Source organism: Desulfotomaculum sp. (genome assembly GCF_982386235.1).
This window is the reverse complement of sequence record NZ_CEVWQM010000012.1, coordinates 18,122-38,637: the sequence shown is the minus strand read 5'-3', so window position 1 is coordinate 38,637 and position 20,516 is coordinate 18,122. Positions and strand designations below refer to the sequence as shown.

25 protein-coding genes and 1 other annotated feature are annotated in these 20,516 nt (G+C 44.0%); of the genes, 19 read left to right on the top strand and 6 right to left on the bottom strand.

The genetic code is table 11. The features are described from left to right. Positions 1–97: 97 nt before the first annotated feature. Positions 98–1,447: a Trk system potassium transporter TrkA gene (gene trkA / locus AC1U9Z_RS08880; protein WP_333529189.1), complete on the bottom strand. Its 1,350-nt coding sequence runs from the start codon at positions 1,445–1,447 to the stop codon at positions 98–100. Positions 1,448–1,664: 217 nt separating this feature from the next. On the opposite strand from trkA, the gene AC1U9Z_RS08875 reads away from it, so the two are divergent. Continuing rightward, a complete protein-coding gene (locus AC1U9Z_RS08875; protein WP_479957095.1) occupies positions 1,665–3,074 on the top strand; it encodes an NAD-dependent malic enzyme in 1,410 nt (469 codons plus the stop codon). Positions 3,075–3,166: 92 nt separating this feature from the next. Here AC1U9Z_RS08875 and AC1U9Z_RS08870 read toward each other — a convergent pair whose 3' ends face one another. The 3 genes from AC1U9Z_RS08870 to AC1U9Z_RS08860 are packed head-to-tail and all read right to left on the bottom strand — an operon-like array spanning position 3,167 to position 4,342. Continuing rightward, positions 3,167–3,739: a manganese catalase family protein gene (locus tag AC1U9Z_RS08870; protein ID WP_479957173.1), complete on the bottom strand. Its 573-nt coding sequence runs from the start codon at positions 3,737–3,739 to the stop codon at positions 3,167–3,169. 18 nt (positions 3,740–3,757) lie between these two features. Continuing rightward, positions 3,758–4,012 (bottom strand): spore coat protein CotJB, encoded by a 255-nt coding sequence (locus AC1U9Z_RS08865; RefSeq protein WP_333529195.1) that lies wholly within the window; start codon positions 4,010–4,012, stop codon positions 3,758–3,760. A gap of 30 nt (positions 4,013–4,042) precedes the next feature. Next, entirely contained in the window at positions 4,043–4,342 is a 300-nt protein-coding gene (locus AC1U9Z_RS08860) for a spore coat associated protein CotJA (RefSeq protein WP_333529187.1), read from the bottom strand. A 250-nt stretch (positions 4,343–4,592) separates the two neighbouring features. Here AC1U9Z_RS08860 and AC1U9Z_RS08855 point away from each other — a divergent pair, with 250 nt between their 5' ends. The 3 genes from AC1U9Z_RS08855 (at position 4,593) to AC1U9Z_RS08845 (ending at position 7,516) form a co-directional block, all read left to right on the top strand. Next, positions 4,593–6,026: a glucose-6-phosphate isomerase gene (locus tag AC1U9Z_RS08855; protein WP_479957093.1), complete on the top strand. Its 1,434-nt coding sequence runs from the start codon at positions 4,593–4,595 to the stop codon at positions 6,024–6,026. 80 nt (positions 6,027–6,106) lie between these two features. Continuing rightward, positions 6,107–6,439, top strand: a complete 333-nt coding sequence (locus AC1U9Z_RS08850) for a hypothetical protein (RefSeq protein WP_333529185.1) — start codon at positions 6,107–6,109, stop codon at positions 6,437–6,439. Positions 6,440–6,874: 435 nt separating this feature from the next. Beyond that, a complete protein-coding gene (locus AC1U9Z_RS08845) occupies positions 6,875–7,516 on the top strand; it encodes a rhomboid family intramembrane serine protease (protein ID WP_333529184.1) in 642 nt (213 codons plus the stop codon). 52 nt (positions 7,517–7,568) lie between these two features. Here AC1U9Z_RS08845 and AC1U9Z_RS08840 read toward each other — a convergent pair whose 3' ends face one another. Further along, positions 7,569–7,901: a YmaF family protein gene (locus tag AC1U9Z_RS08840; RefSeq protein ID WP_479957088.1), complete on the bottom strand. Its 333-nt coding sequence runs from the start codon at positions 7,899–7,901 to the stop codon at positions 7,569–7,571. Between the two features lie 191 nt (positions 7,902–8,092). On the opposite strand from AC1U9Z_RS08840, the gene AC1U9Z_RS08835 reads away from it, so the two are divergent. The 15 genes from AC1U9Z_RS08835 (at position 8,093) to AC1U9Z_RS08765 (ending at position 18,959) form a co-directional block, all read left to right on the top strand. Continuing rightward, positions 8,093–8,548 (top strand): N-acetyltransferase, encoded by a 456-nt coding sequence (locus tag AC1U9Z_RS08835; protein ID WP_333529181.1) that lies wholly within the window; start codon positions 8,093–8,095, stop codon positions 8,546–8,548. Positions 8,549–8,564: 16 nt separating this feature from the next. Further along, entirely contained in the window at positions 8,565–8,939 is a 375-nt protein-coding gene (locus AC1U9Z_RS08830) for a zinc ribbon domain-containing protein (protein WP_479957086.1), read from the top strand. 122 nt (positions 8,940–9,061) lie between these two features. Then, positions 9,062–9,577: an acetolactate synthase small subunit gene (gene ilvN, locus AC1U9Z_RS08825; protein ID WP_333529179.1), complete on the top strand. Its 516-nt coding sequence runs from the start codon at positions 9,062–9,064 to the stop codon at positions 9,575–9,577. 64 nt (positions 9,578–9,641) lie between these two features. Beyond that, positions 9,642–9,917 (top strand): CopG family ribbon-helix-helix protein, encoded by a 276-nt coding sequence (locus AC1U9Z_RS08820; protein WP_333529178.1) that lies wholly within the window; start codon positions 9,642–9,644, stop codon positions 9,915–9,917. 7 nt (positions 9,918–9,924) lie between these two features. After that, a complete protein-coding gene (locus tag AC1U9Z_RS08815) occupies positions 9,925–10,275 on the top strand; it encodes a type II toxin-antitoxin system PemK/MazF family toxin (protein ID WP_333529177.1) in 351 nt (116 codons plus the stop codon). A 185-nt stretch (positions 10,276–10,460) separates the two neighbouring features. Further along, entirely contained in the window at positions 10,461–11,165 is a 705-nt protein-coding gene (locus AC1U9Z_RS08810; RefSeq protein ID WP_479957083.1) for a gamma-glutamyl-gamma-aminobutyrate hydrolase family protein, read from the top strand. Between the two features lie 26 nt (positions 11,166–11,191). Continuing rightward, entirely contained in the window at positions 11,192–12,349 is a 1,158-nt protein-coding gene (locus AC1U9Z_RS08805; protein ID WP_479957081.1) for an amidohydrolase, read from the top strand. Positions 12,350–12,474: 125 nt separating this feature from the next. Beyond that, on the top strand, positions 12,475–12,882 hold the full coding sequence (locus AC1U9Z_RS08800; RefSeq protein ID WP_479957079.1) for a response regulator: 408 nt from the start codon (positions 12,475–12,477) through the stop codon (positions 12,880–12,882). A gap of 196 nt (positions 12,883–13,078) precedes the next feature. After that, positions 13,079–13,564: a tRNA (adenosine(37)-N6)-threonylcarbamoyltransferase complex ATPase subunit type 1 TsaE gene (gene tsaE / locus AC1U9Z_RS08795; protein ID WP_479957077.1), complete on the top strand. Its 486-nt coding sequence runs from the start codon at positions 13,079–13,081 to the stop codon at positions 13,562–13,564. After that, entirely contained in the window at positions 13,545–14,249 is a 705-nt protein-coding gene (gene tsaB, locus AC1U9Z_RS08790) for a tRNA (adenosine(37)-N6)-threonylcarbamoyltransferase complex dimerization subunit type 1 TsaB (protein ID WP_479957075.1), read from the top strand. Before tsaE ends, tsaB begins: the two co-directional genes overlap by 20 nt. An 8-nt stretch (positions 14,250–14,257) precedes the next feature. Next, positions 14,258–14,731, top strand: coding sequence for a ribosomal protein S18-alanine N-acetyltransferase (rimI, locus tag AC1U9Z_RS08785; protein ID WP_479957073.1), 474 nt, complete (start codon positions 14,258–14,260; stop codon positions 14,729–14,731). 80 nt (positions 14,732–14,811) lie between these two features. Further along, complete coding sequence (gene tsaD / locus AC1U9Z_RS08780; RefSeq protein ID WP_479957071.1) at positions 14,812–15,834, top strand: tRNA (adenosine(37)-N6)-threonylcarbamoyltransferase complex transferase subunit TsaD; 1,023 nt, start codon at positions 14,812–14,814, stop codon at positions 15,832–15,834. A gap of 268 nt (positions 15,835–16,102) precedes the next feature. Next, positions 16,103–16,345: a binding site (T-box leader), on the top strand. Positions 16,346–16,547: 202 nt separating this feature from the next. Continuing rightward, the gene (locus AC1U9Z_RS08775; RefSeq protein WP_333529168.1) at positions 16,548–17,852 is read left to right on the top strand and encodes a phenylacetate--CoA ligase family protein; all 1,305 of its coding nucleotides are present in this window, start codon (positions 16,548–16,550) and stop codon (positions 17,850–17,852) included. Positions 17,853–17,876: 24 nt separating this feature from the next. After that, positions 17,877–18,308 (top strand): ACT domain-containing protein, encoded by a 432-nt coding sequence (locus AC1U9Z_RS08770; RefSeq protein ID WP_333529167.1) that lies wholly within the window; start codon positions 17,877–17,879, stop codon positions 18,306–18,308. Positions 18,309–18,368: 60 nt separating this feature from the next. Beyond that, a complete protein-coding gene (locus tag AC1U9Z_RS08765) occupies positions 18,369–18,959 on the top strand; it encodes a 5-formyltetrahydrofolate cyclo-ligase (protein ID WP_479957068.1) in 591 nt (196 codons plus the stop codon). Here AC1U9Z_RS08765 and hemZ read toward each other — a convergent pair. Continuing rightward, complete coding sequence (gene hemZ, locus AC1U9Z_RS08760; RefSeq protein ID WP_479957066.1) at positions 18,956–20,422, bottom strand: coproporphyrinogen dehydrogenase HemZ; 1,467 nt, start codon at positions 20,420–20,422, stop codon at positions 18,956–18,958. The genes AC1U9Z_RS08765 and hemZ overlap by 4 nt on opposite strands. Between the last annotated feature and the right edge of the window lie 94 nt (positions 20,423–20,516).

Here is a 20,516-nt window from a genome sequence, read left to right as displayed (position 1 = left end):
ACATTTGGAAAATTTTAACGCATAACGAAAAGTAAAAAACCTACTAAAAGATGGCCCGCGCTAAAAGACGATAGCAAGTTGTGGTTATTAATAAATATTATTTTCCTCCCACACCAAATAGCTTTTCGATGGTGCTTAATGGATGTCCCATGGCAAATACAACAATTCTATCATCGGCCAAAATCTTTTCCGTACCCTCGGGGATAATGGCATGATTGCCCCTTAAAATTGCACCCACGATAATGTTTTTTGGCAAACCCAATTTGGCCAATGGTTTACCAATAATACGACTGCTGGAGGGAACAATTAATTCCGCCACCTCTGCCTTGCCATTTAACAGCATAACCAATGATAATAGCCTGCCGCCCTGGATAAAGCGAACAATTTCCGAGGCCGTAATTAAACGGGGACTAACGGCAGCATCCACACCAAGGGTTTCGACAATGGGTGCATAACTGGCTCGACTAACCTTAGCCACTACCATTTTAGCCCCCATTTGTTTTGCTAACAAAGATATTAGCAAATTTTCTTCGTCTAAACCGGTCACAGCAACAAAACCGTCTGTTTCCTCAATGCCTTCCCGGTTTAGTAAATCCACATCGGTACCGTCGCCATGTAAAATAAGAGCTTCCGGTAATCTTTCAGCCAACTCCTGGCATCTATTGTAATCCTGTTCAATAACCTTCACTGCCATACCAAGGGAACAGAGCCTATTTCCTAAGTAATAGGCTAAGCGACCGCCACCAAGGATCAAAACGCTATGCATCTTTTTCTGGCGGCACTTTTTAACCTTTGATACCAAAGTGTCAATACTGCTGGGTAACCCCAATACATAAAGGGTGTCACCCGGTAAAACGATGTCCATACCACCAGGAACGATCATACCTCCCCGGCGGGAAATAGCAACAATTAAGCAGGAAGGCGGCATATCTAAATCTTTAATATGTTTATTAACAAGGTGAGGCATTTTTTCATCCACAGCAATATCGGCCAATTGTACTTTGCCTTGACCGAAGGGCTCGGTGTGAACGGGCAAGGCCATCGTCAGCATACGAACAATTTCCCGGGCCGCTGCAAATTCCGGGTTGACGATTAAATCAAGTCCCAAATCCTCTCTAGAAAAGGAAGAATCCATGGCATAATGGGGGTCCCGTACCCGGACAATGCACTTGGAGATGCCCAGTCGTTTACCTGTCATACCGGCAATAATGTTAACTTCATCGCTGCTAGTTACAGCTAACAAATAATCACTGTCAACCACATAAGGATCCCTTAGTACCTGAGCGGTGGTTCCATTTCCCTTTAAAATCATAACATCCAGCTGTTCGTCCACCCTTGCCAGCTTAGTTTCATCCTTATCAACCACCAGAACATCGTGGCCTTCTTCACATAAACGGCGGGCTGTCTCAAACCCTACTTTTCCAGCACCGATAATGGTAATTTTCATAATAATCGGCCAACCCCTCGGTAGTTAATTTTATATAATACTGTAATACTGTATCGTTAGGAAAAAATCAAGAACTATTTTTAGAAATTTACCTAATAAAAATTCAAAATAGGATTATAATTAATTTTAGGTTTTTATCCGTAATATTTTTAAGAAATGCAGCTATTCATTCCATGGAAGCACGGCAGCAAAAACATAACAAAGTGAGGTTTTCAACATGGTACTTTCTCCTAATGTAACGATCAGAATAAAACTACCTAACAGACCTGGCAATTTGGCTCAGGTACTAAGTATTATTGCCTCAGAAGGTGGCAGTCTTGGTGCCATTGATTTGGTTTCGGCTACTCCTTCCCATACAACCAGAGAGTTGATGATACGCCTGGAGGATAAAAGCCATCTTGACACGATGTTGGCTACACTGAAAGAATTTCCCTTTGTCCAAATTATTCATGTGGCGGATAGAGTTTTTACCAGGCATTTGGGTGGTAAAATTGAAATAAATGCTAAAAGACCCGTTCAAAACTGGGAAGATCTGTCCCTGGTGTATACTCCAGGAGTGGCACTAATATCGGAAACTCTAGCGAAAGAACCGGATATGGCCTATTCATTAACGATGAAAGGTAATACAGTGGCCATTGTTACGGATGGTTCTGCCATATTGGGATTGGGCAACCTGGGGCCGACGGCTGCTTTGCCGGTGATGGAAGGAAAATCCGTGTTATTTAAACAGTTTGCCAATGTTGATGCGGTGCCTATTTGTCTTGATGTACATGAACCCCAGCAGATTATTGATGCAGTGGTAGCCCTGGCACCGGCCTTTGGCGGGATCAATCTAGAGGATATTGCTGCACCTAAGTGCTTTGAAATTGAAGAGAAACTAAATGAACTGCTGGATATACCAGTTTTTCATGATGACCAACGTGGTACCGCCACCGTAGCCCTGGCAGGATTGATCAATGCCCTTAAGGTAGTAGGAAAGCGACTAGCCGAAGTTAAGGTCGTACTAAGTGGGGCTGGAGCTGCTGGTATGGCTATCTGTAAAATGCTAAAGGTTGCCGGGGTAAGTGACATCATTGTTTGTGACAGAAATGGGGCCCTTGCCCGAGATGTTCCAAACAAGCAGCCAGCAAAAATTTGGCTGGCAGAAAATACAAATGAAGAATGTATTCACGGTAGTTTAAAAGAGGTTATTAAGGATGCCGATGTTTTCATCGGGGTTTCAGGACCGGGGTTACTGAGTCGGGAGGATATCCTTAAGATGTCTGAAAAACCGATTGTGTTTGCTTTGGCTAACCCGGAACCGGAAATAGAACCAGAGAAGATCTATGATATTTCAGGGGTTATTGCCACTGGCAGGTCTGATTACCCCAATCAGATTAACAATGCCCTGGCTTTCCCTGGCATCTTCCGTGGCGCATTGAACAGTCATGCCAAAACCATTAGTAATGAAATGTGTCTTGCTGCAGCCTATGCCTTAGCCCGTATTGTGGGTGAAGAGCAGCTAAATGCTGAAAATATTATTCCTTCCGTGTTTAATGAGGAAGTTGCTGCAGCAGTGGCAAAGGCTGTTGAAGAGGTGGCAGAGCAAACGGGAGTGGCTAGGAAGGTCATTACGAACATAGAATAAAAGACCAAGACGAAAAGGGGTTTCCGTGGCTGGAGCACGGAAACCCTTTGGCATATAACGAGAGGCTATCAAGGGGGGACTTTCAAAGGCGTTTAGTAAAACTTCTTTTGCTTCATATGTTCCTGAACATCCATTAGAGTTTCACCAAAGCGTTGGAAGTGCACAACTTCTCTTTCCCTAAGCCAGCGTAAAACATTGGTTACTTCTGGGTCATCCGACAACCGGATTAGGTTTTCATAGACTGCTCTGGCCTTTTGTTCGGCTGCTAAGTTTTCGTGCAGATCGGCAACCGGGTCGCCGGTGGCGGATACATAGGCGGCAACCCAAGGAACCCCATTAGGATCTTGCCAAAACAATGCTTTGCCGTGGGTGGCATAGTGTCCTCCTAAATCCGCAGCTTTTATTTGCTCAACGGAGGCACCTTCCAATAATTTGTAGACCAGAGTGGCAACAATCTCCATATGGGCCAGTTCCTCGGTGCCGATATCCGTTAATACCCCTTTGGCTTTATTTGTAGGCATGCTATAACGCATATTTAAATATCTTAATGAGGCAGATAGCTCCCCTTCGGGTCCGCCATATTGAGTAATGACGTATTTGGCAAGGCGTGGATTGGGGCCACAAACTCTGACTGGTATTTGAAGCTTCTTTTCATATAGCCACATACTCACAAATCCTTTCCGTTAATATTTAATTTCCCAGGGCCAGGGGGTTTCAACCCATCTCCAGCAGTTACCCACATTTGGCGAAAAACCAAAATTAATCAGTGGGCCGCACATCTGCTCGTAGGCATGTTTACACTGCATCAATTGTTGATGAATCTGATTAAATTGTGCCAGTGATTCCTGGCAATCAGGGTGAGTGTCTAAGAAAAGGTTTAATTCAACGGCAGCAAATTCTAGTTGCATAATTTGCAGAAGGAGTTGATTTTGAGGCATAGCATTAAGATCCACCGTATTCACCTCCAGTTATTTATGGGGATAGGGATAGGGTCTATAAAGGTCGGGATAAAGGGTTCCGACTTCAAGTGCTTTTCTCAGGTCAAATTGTGGGCTGCCACAGGGTTGAATGAGGATATAGGCCTGGGCCAGAACCATTCCAGGGAAGGGTGTCCCAGGGCAAAAACCTGGTTGTGTGCCGGGCATATTGGGGAAAGGAGGGTTCATATTTGGGAAACCGGAGTACCCCATACCTGGCTGACCAGCCACTGGTCCCATTGATGCCGCCTGGGCCTTAGCCTGATCATTTTTTTTGTCATCCTTGGACATATTCATACCTCCAGACTTAGATTTTATAAAGCTCTTTCTGCTACCACATTATGTAAAAATAGCCGTAATGTTACAGATTTAATAAAAAAGGATATCCTATGAGGTTTCATAATCATGGTTCTTTGCCTAACAAAGCATATATTTTTGGACAATAGCATCAGAAAATGGGGTAAACTATCACAATATTTACGGAGGAATTATTAGGTTTGTTATAGTAAAATATAGAAAGTATTTTCTGAGGAGGTTTGTGATGATGAGATATCAGCAACCCCAGTGGCAGGATGAAATGAAGCTTATTATTGATTTTAACAATATGATGGAGGAATTTGTTGGCTCGGAGGAAGGGTTTAGTAAAGAGCATATTGATGCTATGGCTGTGAAAATTTCCCAAGCACATCAAAACATGGTAGCTAAAGGGACCAGGGGAGAAATGGATTGGAGAAAGCTACCCTTTGAACAAGCGGAAGTTGTTCAGGATATTCTAGGGACAGCCCAAGAATTACGTACCTGGTGTGAAAATTTTGTGGTGCTGGGAATCGGGGGGTCTGCCCTTGGTCCGTTGGCAGTGCAAACTGCCCTTAATCATCTGCATTATAATGAGTTGCCTGCGGAAAAACGTCGGGGTCCTAGATTCTACGTTTTGGATAACGTAGATCCCGAACGGGTTCATGATCTCCTTGAGATTATTGATCCTGCCAAGACGGTCTTTAATGTGATTAGCAAATCCGGCAGCACATCGGAGACGATGGCACAATTTATGATTGTTTATAAGTTATTGCAAGAGAAAATTGGCCATCCGTATGCCAAACACATGATTGCCACCACCGATGCCGAAAAGGGAAATTTGATTAAGATTGCCCAACAGGAGGGCTTTAAGACCTTTATTATTCCTAGGGGTGTGGGTGGACGTTTTTCCGAACTCTCCCCGGTTGGCTTACTGGCGGCGGCGGTATGCGGCATTGATATCCAAGAGCTATTAGCTGGAGCTGCTTTTATGGATAAAATTTGCCAGGGGGAAGATGTTTACCAAAACCCAGCCTACATGTTGGGTACGCTACAGTATCTAGCCATGCGTAGAGGTAAGAATATCTCAGTAATGATGCCCTATACGGATTCATTAAAATATTTTGCCGATTGGTATGCCCAGCTTTGGGCGGAAAGTCTAGGCAAGCGCACGGACCTAACTGGAGAAGAAGTATTTGTTGGTCAAACGCCTGTTAAGGCCCTGGGAACCACAGATCAGCATTCACAGGTGCAGTTATACACGGAGGGGCCTTTTGATAAAGTTGTTACCTTTTTAGCAGTTGGTCGATACCGTAAGGAATGTAACATTCCCAAGGTCTTCGAGCAAATTCAGGGAATAGCCTTTTTGGGAGGGCATACACTTTCTGAACTAATTACGGCGGAGCAAATGGCTACGGAATATGCTTTAATGAAATCCCAGCGCCTTAATTTTACCATTACCTTACCGGAGGTAAATTCCTTTACCGTTGGACAGTTAATCCAGTTACTTGAAATCGAAACAGCCTTTACGGGGGAACTGCTCAAGATTAACGCCTTTGACCAGCCCGGCGTAGAGGAAGGCAAGAATGCCACCTATGCCTTACTGGGTAGACCAGGCTATGAAGATAAAAAAGCGGAATTAGAAGCCCGCCCCGTAAAGAAAAAAGAATTTATCATTTAATATGCAAAGAATGAGTCCAGTGAAATGGCGGCATGCTAGAATTAGAAAACTTAACATTTGAAAGAGACGGAGGAGAAACGATGCAACGTCTGCCGGAACAAGATTTTTATGTTTACAAAACACCGGGTGAAGAAGTCCATAAAATTATGGTGGGGGATATTGAAGGCAAACGCCTTAAAGCATTCGCCAAGCTAGAAACAGCGAACGGCAAAATTTCCTATAAGATATTCACTGAAGATGCCGACCAAAGGATGCAAACCCTTGTGGAAGGTGAAGGTACTGCAGCGGATTTTGAACGAGAGGTGCAAAGGATAGGGGAGCAGTATCTGCAGCCCATTGGTGAGGCCTGGCGGGAAGTACAGCCCAAGTATATGAAAGACTTTAACCCTTTAAATCCATGTCCCAAGCATTAGCGTGAGAACGATCCTGAAAAATGGCCATGAGCCGTGGGCCAGGGGCCTGAGGCTTTGAACCATCAGCCATCAGCTATGTCATCCTGAGCGATAGCGAAGGATCTTTTCGGCATGGAAAGGTTAGCCCTAAGATCCATCGCTATTGCTTAGGATGACATTAAATTTTTATTCTTTTGCTGTGCTATTAAAGGCTGAAAGTCTTTTGGTTATGGACGAAGGGCTGACGGCTGATGACGTAAGGACCATGGCTCATGGCCCAGGGAATTTTAATAGATGCCATATAATCATGAGGTGTATTAATAAAGGGGGGGCGTCGCTTCTTACTAAAAAAGTATTATTGCGACCCTCCCCTATTATTTTTCTAAAATATTATGACGCTGCCATAAATCTAAACATAATATGATATATAATATTTAAAAACTGGAGGTTAAACGTGTGATTCCCTTAAAGGATAATATCCCTTCGAGGAGATTTCCTCTGGTTACGGTAACCCTTATAATAATAAATACCTTGGCCTGGTTGTTTGAGTGGTCCTTGGGTCCCGCCATGGAAAATCTTATTTTTACCTTTGGTGTTACCCCGGCAGAATTATTTAATTATGGATTAGATGGACAGCTGCTTCTAATGACCACGGCAATGTTTTTACACGGTGGTTGGCTGCATTTTTTGAGTAACATGCTATACCTATGGATCTTTGGGGACAATGTTGAGGATCGCATGGGAAAATTTCGCTTTTTATTGTTCTATCTCCTTACCGGTTATATTGCAACGCTAACCCATGTTTTCTCTGATCCCACTTCAACTTCACCACTGATTGGTGCCAGTGGTGCCATCGCTGGTGTATTGGGAGGATATTTTGTTTTGTTTCCCCATGCCAGGGTGCTTACCCTAATTCCGATATTTATTTTTATTCAAGTTATTCATATACCGGCTTTATACTTTTTAGGATTTTGGTTTCTCTTGCAAATATTGAATCAAACCTTCCAAGGTGCCCAGTCAGTAGCCTTTCTTGCCCATATTGGTGGCTTTGTCGCGGGAGCCTTAATGGTTAAACTTTTTCAAAAGTATAGGGATTAAGGTAAAAAACCCTGACGTTAAAAAACGACGGGGTTTTTGCTATATAAGTATCTTATTTAGAAATCCTAGAGGCACCGAAGAAATTGTGAGTATGGTCATCCGCAGCACAGGGTAGTGTGCAACCACAAATAGTATGATAGTGTTGGGTTTCTGAAACCCATATCGGGGGACCGGTGATACCTTTTATTTGATGGTTATGAAGATTTAAAAAGGAGCAGTGTGTTATGAATATTTCGTGGACATGGTCTAGCTCAGAACAGTTGGGCAAAATAATTTCCTGCCCGGTAACTCCTGAAAAACTATGACTATGATTTTCATCTGTCATGGTGCTACCAGTGAATAGGTGCTGATGTAAGGGGGTGGGGTTAGCAACAACCACTGACATATAAGCTTTCCTCCTTCCTGGTTCATTTTATGTGTAGATTTTACTTCGGGTTCCCGCCTAAACCGTATTTCTTACAATAATATTTTTAAAATCATTCGTGAAATTTGTTGAATATAGCAGGTTATCTGTAGAATAAAGCGAATACAACTGATATATTACGATATATATTCTTATTACTAAGGGGTGTAACAGTGCTTATAAGGAAAGCCAAAATATCTGACGTAGAGGATATACATAAATTAATTACCCATTATGCAGCAGAAGGATTAATGTTGGCTCGGGCACGCACGTTTCTTTACGAGGGGATAAGAGAATTCTCTGTGGTAGAAATAGACAATAAGATTGTGGCTGCAGGTTCACTACATGTTCTTTGGAGTGACCTTGCTGAAATAAGAGCATTGGCAGTGGCACCGGAATATTTACGCCAAGGGCTGGGGAAGTCCCTGGTGCAGGTTTTTTTAAAAGAGGCAAAGGAACTGGAATTACCCAGAGTATTCTCCCTTACCTATAAGCCGGGTTTTTTTGCTAAGTGTGGCTTTCACTTAATTGATAAGGAGATGTTACCTCAAAAGGTTTGGAAGGAATGCGTTAACTGCCCCCAGTTTCCCAACTGTGAAGAGAGTGCAGTTATTTTAGAACTGGCCTAAAAAAGGAGGTAGAAGGATGGAATTCATTAAAAACATTAGTGAAAAAGCAAAAGATATTGGGGAAAAGGCAAAGGGAATAACTAAAAAATCCGGAGAATTGTTGGAAGTCACCAAAATGCGTTATGAAATTAGTAAGCTGGAAAAAATTATTCTAAACAACATTGAGGCTATTGGCGAGCTTTATTACCGTAAGTTTAAGGGCGAAGAGCAACTGGCGGAGGAAATAGAAAGACTGTGTCAAAGTACCAAGGGTATTGAAGAGGAAATTCAGAACTTTAAGGAACAGATAGATAAATTGTCACCTAAACCACCTGCTTGCCCACAGTGTAATACAGAGTTACCGGAGGAAGGTAAATTCTGCCCAAACTGTGGTACCAAAGTTGTCGAATAGCATTACCACATTTTACATACATTTATATACAGGGATATAGAACGTGTGTGTAGAAAAAATAACTCTAGCCGCTATAACAGAGTGTTAAAATATAGTGGTCTTGGGGATAAGGAGAGTTATCTATGAGACATAGCTTGGCCGTTCTAGTATTAAACAAGCCTGGGGTTTTGGCAAGAATCTCTGGGTTGCTCAGTCGCCGGATGTTCAATATCGAGAGTATTGCTGCGGGTTATACGGAAGATCCTAATATTACCCGAATTACTTTGGTGGTTCAGGGTGATGAAAATATCCTTTATCAGGTGGTTAAGCAGCTTAGTAAACTGGTGGATGTTATTAAAATTCATGAATTGGCTGTTTCTGATTCCATTGACCGGGAGTTGGCTCTAATTAAAGTAAGGGCCGATGAGCCAAGCCGGCGTGCCGACATTGTAAATATTGTAGATATTTTCCGAGCCAATGTTGTCGATGTAAACAATGAAACAATGGTAATTGAGTTAACCGGCAATGAGGAAAAAATTGATGCCCTTTGTAATATGCTTCTGGAACACGGCATCGTTGAAATGGTGCGTACAGGGAAGATTTGTCTGGATAGGGGACCAAGTGCTGCTAAGGATGCCCCGGACAATGATCTAACATAATTTACCCACTTTTGGGTATATATTTAACATATAGTATTAAGTATGGAACAAGGGGGTCCGGTAGGTGTCACAAGCACAGGTTAAACGAATCATGATTAGCCTACCCGACAGTCTGCTGGAAGAAGTAGACAATATCGTCGAGGAAGAAAGAGTCAATCGCAGCGAGTTTATTCGGGAGGCAATGAAATTATATATTGCTGAGCGTAAACGTCGCCTTTTAAGAGAGCAAATGAAAAAAGGCTATTTGGAAATGGCTAAATTGAATCTGACGTTGGCCATAGAATACCAGCATATCGAAAATGTTTCCAGTGGTTTTGGGCTGGCCAAAGCGGAGGGATAAAACTTTCATGCAAATCCGACGGGGAGATGTTTTTTATGCTGACCTTAGCCCTGTGGTCGGATCTGAACAGGGAGGCATTAGGCCGGTATTAATTTTACAAAATGATATTGGGAACCAATATAGTCCCACTACCATTATTGCTGCTATTACTTCGCAAATTGCCAAAGCAAAACTGCCTACCCATGTAGAAATTCTTGCCAAAGTTAGTGGGTTGGAGAAGGATTCGGTGGTACTTTTGGAACAACTAAGGACCATTGACAAAAGCAGGCTATTTGAGAAAGTATCCTCCTTAAACGATGATTTGATGAATAAGGTAGATCAAGCAGTTGAAATTAGCCTTGGGCTGGTGGAAATCTAACAGCGTAATGAATACACTCCGCTAAGGGGTGTATTTTTATTAACCATCACCGTTAGTCATTGGCTGTTAGCTTATGGCTAGGGGTATTTCGGCTATTAGCCAATTCATGTCATCCTGAGCGACAGCGAAGAATAACGAAGTTTTCATAAGCAAAAAAAGCTGACGGCTACAAAAGGAGGTTCGAGATGGTTCCGATCATTGGCATTACCAGTTCCTATGATGAGCAAAACCACAATATATTATTAAGACAGTATTACGTAGAGGCTGTGGCGGCAGCTGGGGGATTGCCAGTAATTTTACCTTGCATTTTGTCGGAAAACAACGCAAAATCCTTGTTAAAGTCCATGGACGGCATTATTTTATCGGGTGGTGTTGATGTTGATCCTCTTTTGTTTGGTGAGGAGCCGCAACCAAATATGGGAGAGATTTGCCCGGCAAGGGATAAATTCGAACTGACCCTTACCCGTTTGGCCCTGGCCCAGGATTTACCGCTGCTGGCCATTTGCCGAGGCATTCAGGTACTTAATATTGCGGTCGGGGGTAACATTCTGCAAGATATCGGGACGGCGATTCAAGACCCGGTAAAACATAGTCAACAAGCCCCCAAATGGTATGGCACACATACCATCAATATATTACCTGGCAGTCGCTTGGCGGGGATTTGGGGGGAGAAAATCGTGGTCAATTCCTATCATCATCAGGCGGTTGGTACAGTGGGGGAAGGTTTTGTTGTTAATGCCCGGTCCCTAGATGGTGTAGTGGAAGGGATTGAGAGTTTAAACCACTCTTTTGTACTGGGGGTACAGTGTCACCCAGAATGCATGTGGTATAAAAATGAACGTGTTTTTGAATTGTTTAAGCGCTTTATTCAGGCTTCAAAAAATAACTAACTGGTTTATGAAGGCGGGGAGTATTGATGCTGGCGATTATCAATGGAACAGTGTATACCATGAACGGACCGACTATACCCAAAGGGATTGTCCTAGTCGATGACGGGAAAATACTGCAGGTGGGATCCGATATAGATTTGCCCAAGCAAGCTGAAATCATTGATGCCACAGGTAAATTTGTCATGCCAGGGCTAATTGATGCGCACACCCATGTTGGCATAATGGAGGAAACCTATCGCATAGAAGGGGACGACACCAATGAAACAGCGGACCCCGTAACACCCCATTTGAGGGCCGTCGATGCAGTAAACCCGGCTGATCTAGGGTTTCTGGATGCCCTGGCAGGGGGGGTTACCACCGTGGTTACGGGGCCTGGCAGTGCCAATATCATAGGTGGCGAAATGGTTATTATGAAAACCGCAGGAATAGTCGTTGATGAAATGATTATACGTTTTCCTGCAGGACTAAAATGTGCACTCGGTGAAAATCCGAAGCGGGTTTATGGAAACGGTAATAAGATGCCGGTTACCCGGATGGCCTCGGCGGCCCTGCTTAGGGAAACTTTGGTGGCGGCCCAAACCTACCAGGAAAAGATCCACAGGGCGGCTAAGGAAAACTCGCTGCCCCCGGAGAGGAATTTAAAGATGGAGGCTGTTGTTCGGGTATTACAGAGGGAAATCCCCTTGCGCGTTCATGCTCATCGGGCAGATGATATTATGACCGCCATTCGAATTGCTAAGGAATTTCAATTAGAACTGGTGATAGAGCACTGTACGGAAGGGCATTTAATTGCACCCCAGTTAGCTGCAGCCGGCGTGAAGGCTATCGTGGGACCCATCATTAGTAACCGAGCCAAGGTTGAACTGATGAACAGAAGTTTGGCAACGGCCATGACTTTACATGATAAGGGGATACCCTTTGCCATTATGACGGATCATCCGGTTGTACCAATTAATTTGCTAAGTTTATCGGCCAGCCTAGCTGTCAAAGGAGGACTGCCAGAAGAGGAGGCCCTCAAGGCGATTACGATAAACGCAGCTAAACTATTGAACATTGACGATCGGGTGGGATCACTGGAAACTGGCAAAGATGCAGATGTTATTATTACTGACAAACCATTATTTGACCCAAAACATCAAGTTGAAAGGGTTTTTGTAAATGGCTGTCCTGTACTGGCGATATAGGAAAAATTTCCTAAAAAAATTTATTTCTTAGAAGGATTTGGCAAACTCCCGTCGAAACACAGTAGTAAATGGTAATATGTACCTAATATGGAATTATGTCACATAATGTCGGGAGGAGTAGAAAAATGAAACCTAAACTGGATGTTTTAATTGTAGATGATCAAGCGGGGGTGCGTTATCTACTCGAAATATTGGTAAAAGAATCGGGGCACAGGGTTTATACGGCACAAAACGGTGTCGAAGCGGTGGATCAAGTTCGTATGGTTAAACCAGATTTAGTTTTCATGGATGTAAGAATGCCTATTATGGGGGGGTTAGAGGCCCTCGGCAAAATTAAAAAGATTGCTCCTCTGACAGAAGTAGTTATGATGACAGCCTATAGTGCCGAAGATACAGCAACCATTGCTATTCAAAAGGGTGCTATGAAGTGTATGAGTAAACCCTTCGATGTCGAAGAGGTTAAAAATTTGTTGGATAAATTACCGATGAATGAGGATTCCTATGAACAAAGTTGTATTGAAAACTATGCGTAAGTAGCATAGTTTTATTTTTTTTATGGAAAAGTTGCTTTGACAGGATTCGGATCTTGGATATAATAACCATAGTTTGTCAATAAAGGGGTTTTTGATTTTATGCGTTCGGCTGATTGGAAAAAATAGATAGGGGATGCCCTTTATGGTCGGGTAGGTTTTAGATTTTAGATGGAATGAATGAAGGTGAAATAAAACGATGGAAAAGTTTAATATCAAAACCCATTCTCCGGAGGAAACAAAATTATTAGGGGAAAAGTTGGCGGCTTTTTTGATGGCTGGAGATATCCTATGTCTTAACGGAGACCTTGGGGCAGGGAAAACAGCCTTTTCTCAGGGAGTGGCCAAGGGACTAGGCATTAGCAATACCGTAACAAGTCCGACCTTTACCTTAATTAACGAATATGAAGGAAGATTGCCTCTCTATCATTTTGATGTCTACCGTTTGGGTGGTCCAGAGGATATGGAGGATTTGGGCTATGAAGATTATTTTTATGGACAAGGTGTGTGCCTGGTTGAGTGGGCTGAAAGGGTAAAGGAGGTTCTGCCTGGGGAAAGGTTAAATATAAATTTATTTAGGGGTTCAAATGCTGAGTCAGTCCGCAGCATTTGTTTTGAACCTGTGGGAAGTCGTTATTTGCAGCTAGTAGAGGAGTTGACGAAACTTGTTTGTTCTAGGAATTGAGGCAGCAACACCAGTGGCTGGGATAGCTGTGGTAGAGGATGGACGAATTTTAGCGGAACGTCTGGTAAACAACCGACGCACCCACTCAGTTAATTTATTGCCTATGATTAAGGCTGTTATTGAGGACGCAGGAATTACCCCTAAGGAAATAAATGGGGTGGCGGTTTCCGCTGGGCCTGGTTCCTTCACAGGTTTGAGAATCGGCATGACCACAGCTAAAACCCTTGCTTGGATTTGGCAAATCCCGGTCATTGGGGTGTCCACCTTAGAAGCCTTGGCTTTGCCTTTGGTTGCCAGGGATCAAATCCTTTGTCCAATACTAAATGCACGTAAAAATGAAGTTTATGCCAATATCTTTAAGGGAAGAGTTGGGCGACCGGAGAATTTGTCGGGGCCCCTGGCCATTCGTATTTCCGAGTTAGTACAAAGGTTAGATAAATGGCCGGAGAAGATCACTTTTATAGGGGATGCTGTGCCAGTTTATCAAGAAGAAATACAAACTCTAATGGGGGATCGGGCAGCATTTGGCCCACAGGCTAGCCAACTGCCCAGGGGTGCTGCGGTGGCTGAATTAGGCTACCTGGAAATGGTAGCTGGGGGTGGCGTATTGCCTTTGGAACTTAAGGCCGACTATATCCGTTTATCCGAAGCGGAGGTAAAGTTAGCCGCAAAATGCGGGAAGTAGGTGAAGCTATGGATTATAGGCTGGTGGAGATGAAAATTGAACATATTCCGGGAGTTCTGAAAATTGAGCAGGTGTCTTTTCCAACGCCCTGGACCCAGCAATCCTTTACCTATGAAATTACTCAAAATAATTTTGCTTGCTATCAGGTAGCTTTAGACAAAGAAGAAAAAGTGGTTGCATATGCTGGTATGTGGCTTGTTCTTGACGAAGCACATATTACAAATGTTGCTGTTCAGCCTAATTGCCGGGGGAATCAGCTAGGTAAGGTTTTAATGCTGGAAATGATGCGTCAGGCAGTTATGAGGGGTGCCGTGCGTATGACCTTAGAAGTAAGGCCTTCAAACTATATAGCCCGTAAGCTATACGAGAAACTGGGCTTTAAGGAAAGAGGGCTCCGCAAAAAGTACTATACGGATACAAACGAGGACGCCATTATTATGTGGATGGATATTGTGAAATTCCCAGATTATGGTCCTGAATAGCCCTTAGCTATTAGCGAGGGACCTTTCCGGCAGGGAAAGGGGTTCGCACCTTTAATTATAAAAAAACATTGGAGGAAAGTATGAGCATAACAATCCTAGGTATTGAAACGTCCTGTGACGAAACCTCCGCAGCGGTACTAGTTGATGGGATCGACCTGCGTTCCAATATAATAGCTTCCCAGATTGAGATACATAAAAAATTTGGTGGTGTAGTACCAGAGGTGGCTTCCAGAAAACATCTGGAAAATGTTCACCCGGTTATTATTGAGGCGTTGGACAAAGCGGGAATAGGTCCCACGGAGCTTAGTGCTGTGGCCGTTACCTATGGTCCCGGGTTGGTGGGGGCGCTGCTGGTGGGGGTGGCCGCTGCCAAAGCGATGTCCTATAGCCTGGATATTCCTTTAATTGGTGTTAACCACCTAGAAGGACATATTGCGGCCAACTTTTTAGCCCAGCCTGAGTTACAGTTTCCACTGCTTTGCCTTGTGGTATCTGGGGGGCATTCCGATCTAGTATATTTGCCCAGTCGCGGCGAATATAAACTTCTAGGACGTACCCGTGATGATGCAGCGGGAGAGGCCTTTGACAAAGTAGCCCGTTCCATGGGGTTGGGTTACCCTGGGGGGCCGCTAATTGATAAACTGGCCAAAACCGGAAATTCTGAGGCAATCAAATTTCCCCGGGCCTATCTGGAAGAGGGGAGTTTTGATTTTAGCTTTAGCGGTCTAAAATCCGCCGTACTTAATTATCTAAATAGAGCCAAGATGTTAAACGAAGAGATAAACCAAGCCGACCTGGCTGCCAGCTTCCAAAGGGCAGTGGTGGAGGTCCTAGTGGATAAAACCATCCAGGCAGCCAATGAAACGGGTGTTAAAACCATTGTTGTGGCGGGTGGTGTGGCAGCAAACCAAGGGCTGCGGCAATTACTTCAGGAGAGGTCTGCCTCAGCTGGTTATCAGGTGTTTTTTCCGCCCCTCAATCTTTGTACGGACAATGCAGCCATGATAGCCTGTGCAGGTTACTATAAATACCTCCGGGGTGATTTTGCACCATTAACCCTAAATGCCGTCCCAGGCTTGCCGCTGGGGGAGGAGAAATACTAGCTGTACATTAAAAAAGCTGACGGCCAAAAATATATCCACAAAGGCAAAGGTCCAAGGTTTACAGCCCAGGGCTCAAGTCCCACGGACCATGGCCAAAAGATGCTTTATCCACTGTTCGGTGGAAGAAAGCCTGTGGACAATGTGGATAAGTCTGTTAATAACTTATAAAATAAGGGGTTTTCTTGTGTATATTAAAGCACAGCAACCGAACAGTAAAATTTATTGACTTAGGGCTAAGATTATGGTAACTTAATGTTTAAGTTGATATGAAAAGTCGATGATGGAGAAAAGTAAATCATTCCCAGCCTTACAGGGAAAAGAAGTCGAGACTGGAAGCTTCTTTATGGTATGGTTGATTGAAGTTCCCTCCGGAGTTTCTGTGCTGAAAGAATAGTAGGTGCAGACGGGGCTTCCTGCCGTTAAAAGGGAAAAGGTATCGGATCATATCCCGTACCGGTAAAGTGGCTCTTAGCAAGTAGGGTGGTACCACGGAAACAACTCCGTCCCTTTGGGATTGGGGTTTTTTGTTTTGTTGGTGTCTTTACCGGGGTGATTTGCTCCCGTATCTGTGAGTAGGGCCTATGGCCAATTAGGGTGGTACCGCGGATGTATCTCCGTCCCTTGCTGGGACGGGGGTTTTTTTATTTTTTTTAGAGTTCTCTTATTTAATTTAATAAGATCTATAAAAATTTGGTAAAATGGGGGTATAGGAGATGGCTTTATATTGGGATGTTCATCATGAAACAATGTCACGGGATCAACTGGCAGACATTCAGTTAAAGAGGCTGAAAAGGCTGGTGGAAAGGGTTTATACTTCGGTTCCTTTTTACCGTCAGGCCTTCCAAGAGAAAGGAATTTCTCCTGGGGATATAAATTCTTTGGCTGACCTAAAAAATCTGCCCTTTACTACTAAAAAAGATCTACGGGATACCTATCCCTTTGGCCTTTTTGCGGTACCCCGCAGTGAAATTGTACGGATGCATGCTTCATCTGGAACCACAGGAAAACCCATCGTGGTAGGCTATACCAAAAAGGATTTGGATATCTGGTCTGACTTGGTGGCCCGTTGCATTACGGTTGCCGGTGGTACGAAAGAAGATGTGCTGCAAAATGCATACGGCTATGGGCTTTTTACGGGTGGACTGGGAATTCATTATGGTGCTGAACGTTTAGGAGCTACCATCGTACCCATTTCCGGCGGCAATACGTCTCGTCAAATTATGCTCTTACAAGACTTTGGTGCCAGCATTCTAACCTGCACACCCTCCTATGCGATGTATCTGGCAGAGGAAATTCATGCGGCAGGCATTGATCTAAAAAACCTGCGGCTAAGGGTTGGTATCTTTGGTGCAGAGCCTTGGTCTGATAATATGAGGGCCCAACTGGAAGAAAAACTGGGTATTAGGGCCCATGACATCTATGGTTTAAGTGAAGTATTAGGTCCTGGAGTTGCTGTGGAATGTCCTTGTAAAAATGGACTCCATATTTTTGAAGATCATTTTATCCCAGAAATTATTGATCCCGAGACCGAGCAACCCGTTCCCTATGGTCAAAAGGGTGAGTTGGTCTTCACCACCTTGACCAAAGAGGGTTTCCCTGTCATCCGTTATCGAACCAGAGATATTTCAGCCCTGCATCAAGAAAAGTGTGCCTGCGGCAGAACCCACCTGCGTATGGAGCGCATAACTGGCCGCACCGACGATATGCTGATTATCCGGGGTGTCAATGTATTCCCATCTCAAATTGAGAGTGTGCTGCTGGAATTTGGTGAAACAGAGCCCCATTATCTTCTTGTGGTAGATCGCAAAGCGGGCATGGATGATCTGGAGATCCAAGTAGAGTTATCCCAGAAAATGTTTTCAGATAAGGTGGCAGGCCTGGAGGTTTTGGAAAGAAGATTGCGGCAGCGCATATTAAGTGTGTTGGGTATTTCTGCTAAAATAAGACTAGTAGAGCCTAGAAGTTTACCGAGAAGTGAAGGCAAGGCCCAAAGGGTAATTGATAAAAGGGAAGCGTAAAATTAAAAAGAAGGGGGTATTCATTTGCGAGTACAGCAAATATCCATTTTCCTGGAAAATAAGAAGGGTCGGCTGGCCAATGTGAGCGAAGTACTGGGGAACAATGGTATTAATATTCGGGCTCTTTCCATTGCTGACACCACGGATTTTGGTATTCTTCGGTTGATTGTCAACAAGCCCGAATTGGCCTATCAGGTTTTAAAGGAAGGCGGGTTTACCGTCAGTTCCACCGATGTCATAGCAGTAGAGGTTACGGATCAGCCAGGCGGCTTGAGCCAAATTCTACGTTATCTTGAAAAGGCAGAGATTAATATTGAGTACCTATATGCCTTTGTTACGCAAAATTCCAGTGCGGCTTTAATTGTCTTCCGAGTAGAGCAAGTGGATGAGGCCATTCATGTACTAGAGGAGAATGGGGTCCGTGTGGTACCAGGTGATAAGGTATATCAAATTTAGTATAAAATCCTCCCCCAAAGGGGGAGGATTTTATACTATTTAATAACAGAGGTTACGAGGATGGAGAAAAATAAAATTAGAAAACAGGTATTGGAAGCACGTAGTGCCCTTGTTCAAGCGGAAGTTATAGAAAAAAGCGGCCAGGTGATAGAAAGATTGCTTGGGATGAATCTTTACCAAGGGGCCGGTACAATCATGGTTTACTTGGACTTTCGAAATGAGGTAAAAACGAATAGCTTAATTAAGCATGCTTTGGGTGTTGGGAAAAGGGTTATGGTTCCTGTGGCCAACACAGTAGACCGCTCCATGACCCCTTCTCAGTTGGTGAATTACCCCTCCGACCTTACCCGTGGTTCCTATGGTATTTTAGAACCTGCACCAGATAAGGTACGACCCATTGACCCATGGGAGATTGATTTCGTTATTGTGCCGGGGGCAGTATTTGACCATAAAGGCAACCGCATGGGCTACGGCGGCGGGTACTATGACCGTTTCATACCCCGCCTTAAAAAAGGTGCCGTTACCGTGGCTTTGGCCTATGAATTGCAAGTTAAGCAAGATTTTTCAAACCGGATGGGACAGTACGATCAACCAGTGCAATATATTATCACGGAAAAGAGGATCATTGAGTGTTCGGGCTTTGTCCCTTAGAAGATTTCCTTGAGATGTTTTAGTTTACGCACAATATATTCATCCAGCCGTTCCACATATTGCTTGGGGTCCTTGGCATTATACTCATTTACTAAGGTTAAGGTTTCCGGGTCTAGCCACTTGGAGCCAGCTCCAACTCCCAGACCAATAATGGTTTGTCGTTCCTCAATCATTTGAATGTTATAAATACATTCGTGGCCAGGCAGAGCATAGCCGATGTTTTCCAGATTACCAACCATTTGCTTCTGACGATACATATAGTAGGGTCGTTGGCCAAGGTCTGCTGCACCCTGGGCAGTTTCCTGCCACATGGCCACTGCCTCTTCGGCCTGCAGCAGAGGAAATTCAGCCAAACGCTGCTTGAGGTTAGAAGCCCGTTTGAGGGCCAGTGCATGGACTGTTATATTTTCTGGTTTAAGCTGTAGCACACGGTTTATGGTCCTAGCCACATCTTTAACTGTTTCCCCGGGCAAACCAATAATTAAATCCATATTTAAAGTAGCGAAGGGATATTTCCTAGCTGATTCGAAGGAACGATAAATATCCTCAACGGTATGGGCACGGCCAATTATATCCAGGGTTTTTTGGTTCATGCTCTGGGGATTGATGCTCAGCCGATTTACCCCGGCATCAGCTAGCAGGGCAAAAACATCATCGTTTAATGTATCAGGACGTCCTCCTTCCACCGTTATTTCTAGGGTGCCGGGGGTTTTCAAATGCTGCTGGATAGCCTGCAGCAGTAGCTGAAGCTGATCATAATTTAGGCTGGTTGGCGTGCCACCTCCCAGGTAGATGCTTTGCACAAGAAGCCCCTGGGATTTTATTGTTTCTCCGATGACTTTTATTTCTGTAAGCAATGCCTTAAAAAAAGGGTCTACCATGTCCCGGTGACGCTTAATGGAGTAGGAAGGAAATGAGCAGTAAAGGCATCTGGAAGGGCAGAACGGAATGCCGATGTAGATACCAAGCAATTTTTTAGTTTGTTCCTTTGATAAAAGTAAAGGACGCTGCACCGCCACTACGGAGGTGATTAGTTTTGCTTTATCTGCGCGAAGGGCATAATGATCCTGTAAGTAAGTCTTTACTGTCTCTTGGTCCCAGCCAAGAGACAGTAAGCGATGCACCACCTTGGTGGGTCGAATGCCAGTCATAATACCCCAGGGGGAGGGACTTCTTTTGCTATAGGAAGACAATAGCCTATACACGGCCAAACGGGCCAGTCGTTTTAGTTCATTGGGGGTTTCCTCTGCTGCCAGGGGTAGTCCTTCTTCCCTCTGGGCCAGGGCTGAACCATTCGCAAATAGTTGGGCCTCTGCCCAAAGTTTTTTTGCCTGGCCTAGGTTTAAATGGAGCGAAAAATCTCCCTCAGACTCAACGAATATGGCACCTGGGTAAAATAACCAAATAATGTCCTGAATCGTTCCCCTATATTCAAAGGCTGTATTAGAAAGTCCAATAATCAAGTTTCTCTCTCCTTTTTACAAATAACGGCATCGTTATGCAAAAACAACATAGCACTTACTGGAATCGGCAGGATATTTTGACATTGTATTGTAA

What these genes read in the sequence shown, in the direction of transcription:
- AC1U9Z_RS08855 (WP_479957093.1), top strand. Translation starts at nt 4,593, where the DNA reads ATGATGAGATATCAGCAACCCCAGTGGCAGGATGAAATGAAGCTTATT.
- AC1U9Z_RS08775 (WP_333529168.1), top strand. Translation starts at nt 16,548, where the DNA reads ATGGCTTTATATTGGGATGTTCATCATGAAACAATGTCACGGGATCAA.
- AC1U9Z_RS08830 (WP_479957086.1), top strand. Translation starts at nt 8,565, where the DNA reads ATGGAATTCATTAAAAACATTAGTGAAAAAGCAAAAGATATTGGGGAA.
- AC1U9Z_RS08850 (WP_333529185.1), top strand. Translation starts at nt 6,107, where the DNA reads ATGCAACGTCTGCCGGAACAAGATTTTTATGTTTACAAAACACCGGGT.
- tsaD (WP_479957071.1), top strand. Translation starts at nt 14,812, where the DNA reads ATGAGCATAACAATCCTAGGTATTGAAACGTCCTGTGACGAAACCTCC.
- AC1U9Z_RS08810 (WP_479957083.1), top strand. Translation starts at nt 10,461, where the DNA reads ATGGTTCCGATCATTGGCATTACCAGTTCCTATGATGAGCAAAACCAC.
- ilvN (WP_333529179.1), top strand. Translation starts at nt 9,062, where the DNA reads ATGAGACATAGCTTGGCCGTTCTAGTATTAAACAAGCCTGGGGTTTTG.
- AC1U9Z_RS08860 (WP_333529187.1), bottom strand. Translation starts at nt 4,342, where the DNA reads ATGTCCAAGGATGACAAAAAAAATGATCAGGCTAAGGCCCAGGCGGCA.
- tsaE (WP_479957077.1), top strand. Translation starts at nt 13,079, where the DNA reads ATGGAAAAGTTTAATATCAAAACCCATTCTCCGGAGGAAACAAAATTA.
- AC1U9Z_RS08805 (WP_479957081.1), top strand. Translation starts at nt 11,192, where the DNA reads ATGCTGGCGATTATCAATGGAACAGTGTATACCATGAACGGACCGACT.
- trkA (WP_333529189.1), bottom strand. Translation starts at nt 1,447, where the DNA reads ATGAAAATTACCATTATCGGTGCTGGAAAAGTAGGGTTTGAGACAGCC.
- AC1U9Z_RS08875 (WP_479957095.1), top strand. Translation starts at nt 1,665, where the DNA reads ATGGTACTTTCTCCTAATGTAACGATCAGAATAAAACTACCTAACAGA.
- AC1U9Z_RS08870 (WP_479957173.1), bottom strand. Translation starts at nt 3,739, where the DNA reads ATGTGGCTATATGAAAAGAAGCTTCAAATACCAGTCAGAGTTTGTGGC.
- AC1U9Z_RS08765 (WP_479957068.1), top strand. Translation starts at nt 18,369, where the DNA reads ATGGAGAAAAATAAAATTAGAAAACAGGTATTGGAAGCACGTAGTGCC.
- AC1U9Z_RS08865 (WP_333529195.1), bottom strand. Translation starts at nt 4,012, where the DNA reads ATGCCTCAAAATCAACTCCTTCTGCAAATTATGCAACTAGAATTTGCT.
- AC1U9Z_RS08815 (WP_333529177.1), top strand. Translation starts at nt 9,925, where the DNA reads ATGCAAATCCGACGGGGAGATGTTTTTTATGCTGACCTTAGCCCTGTG.
- AC1U9Z_RS08840 (WP_479957088.1), bottom strand. Translation starts at nt 7,901, where the DNA reads ATGTCAGTGGTTGTTGCTAACCCCACCCCCTTACATCAGCACCTATTC.
- rimI (WP_479957073.1), top strand. Translation starts at nt 14,258, where the DNA reads ATGGATTATAGGCTGGTGGAGATGAAAATTGAACATATTCCGGGAGTT.
- AC1U9Z_RS08800 (WP_479957079.1), top strand. Translation starts at nt 12,475, where the DNA reads ATGAAACCTAAACTGGATGTTTTAATTGTAGATGATCAAGCGGGGGTG.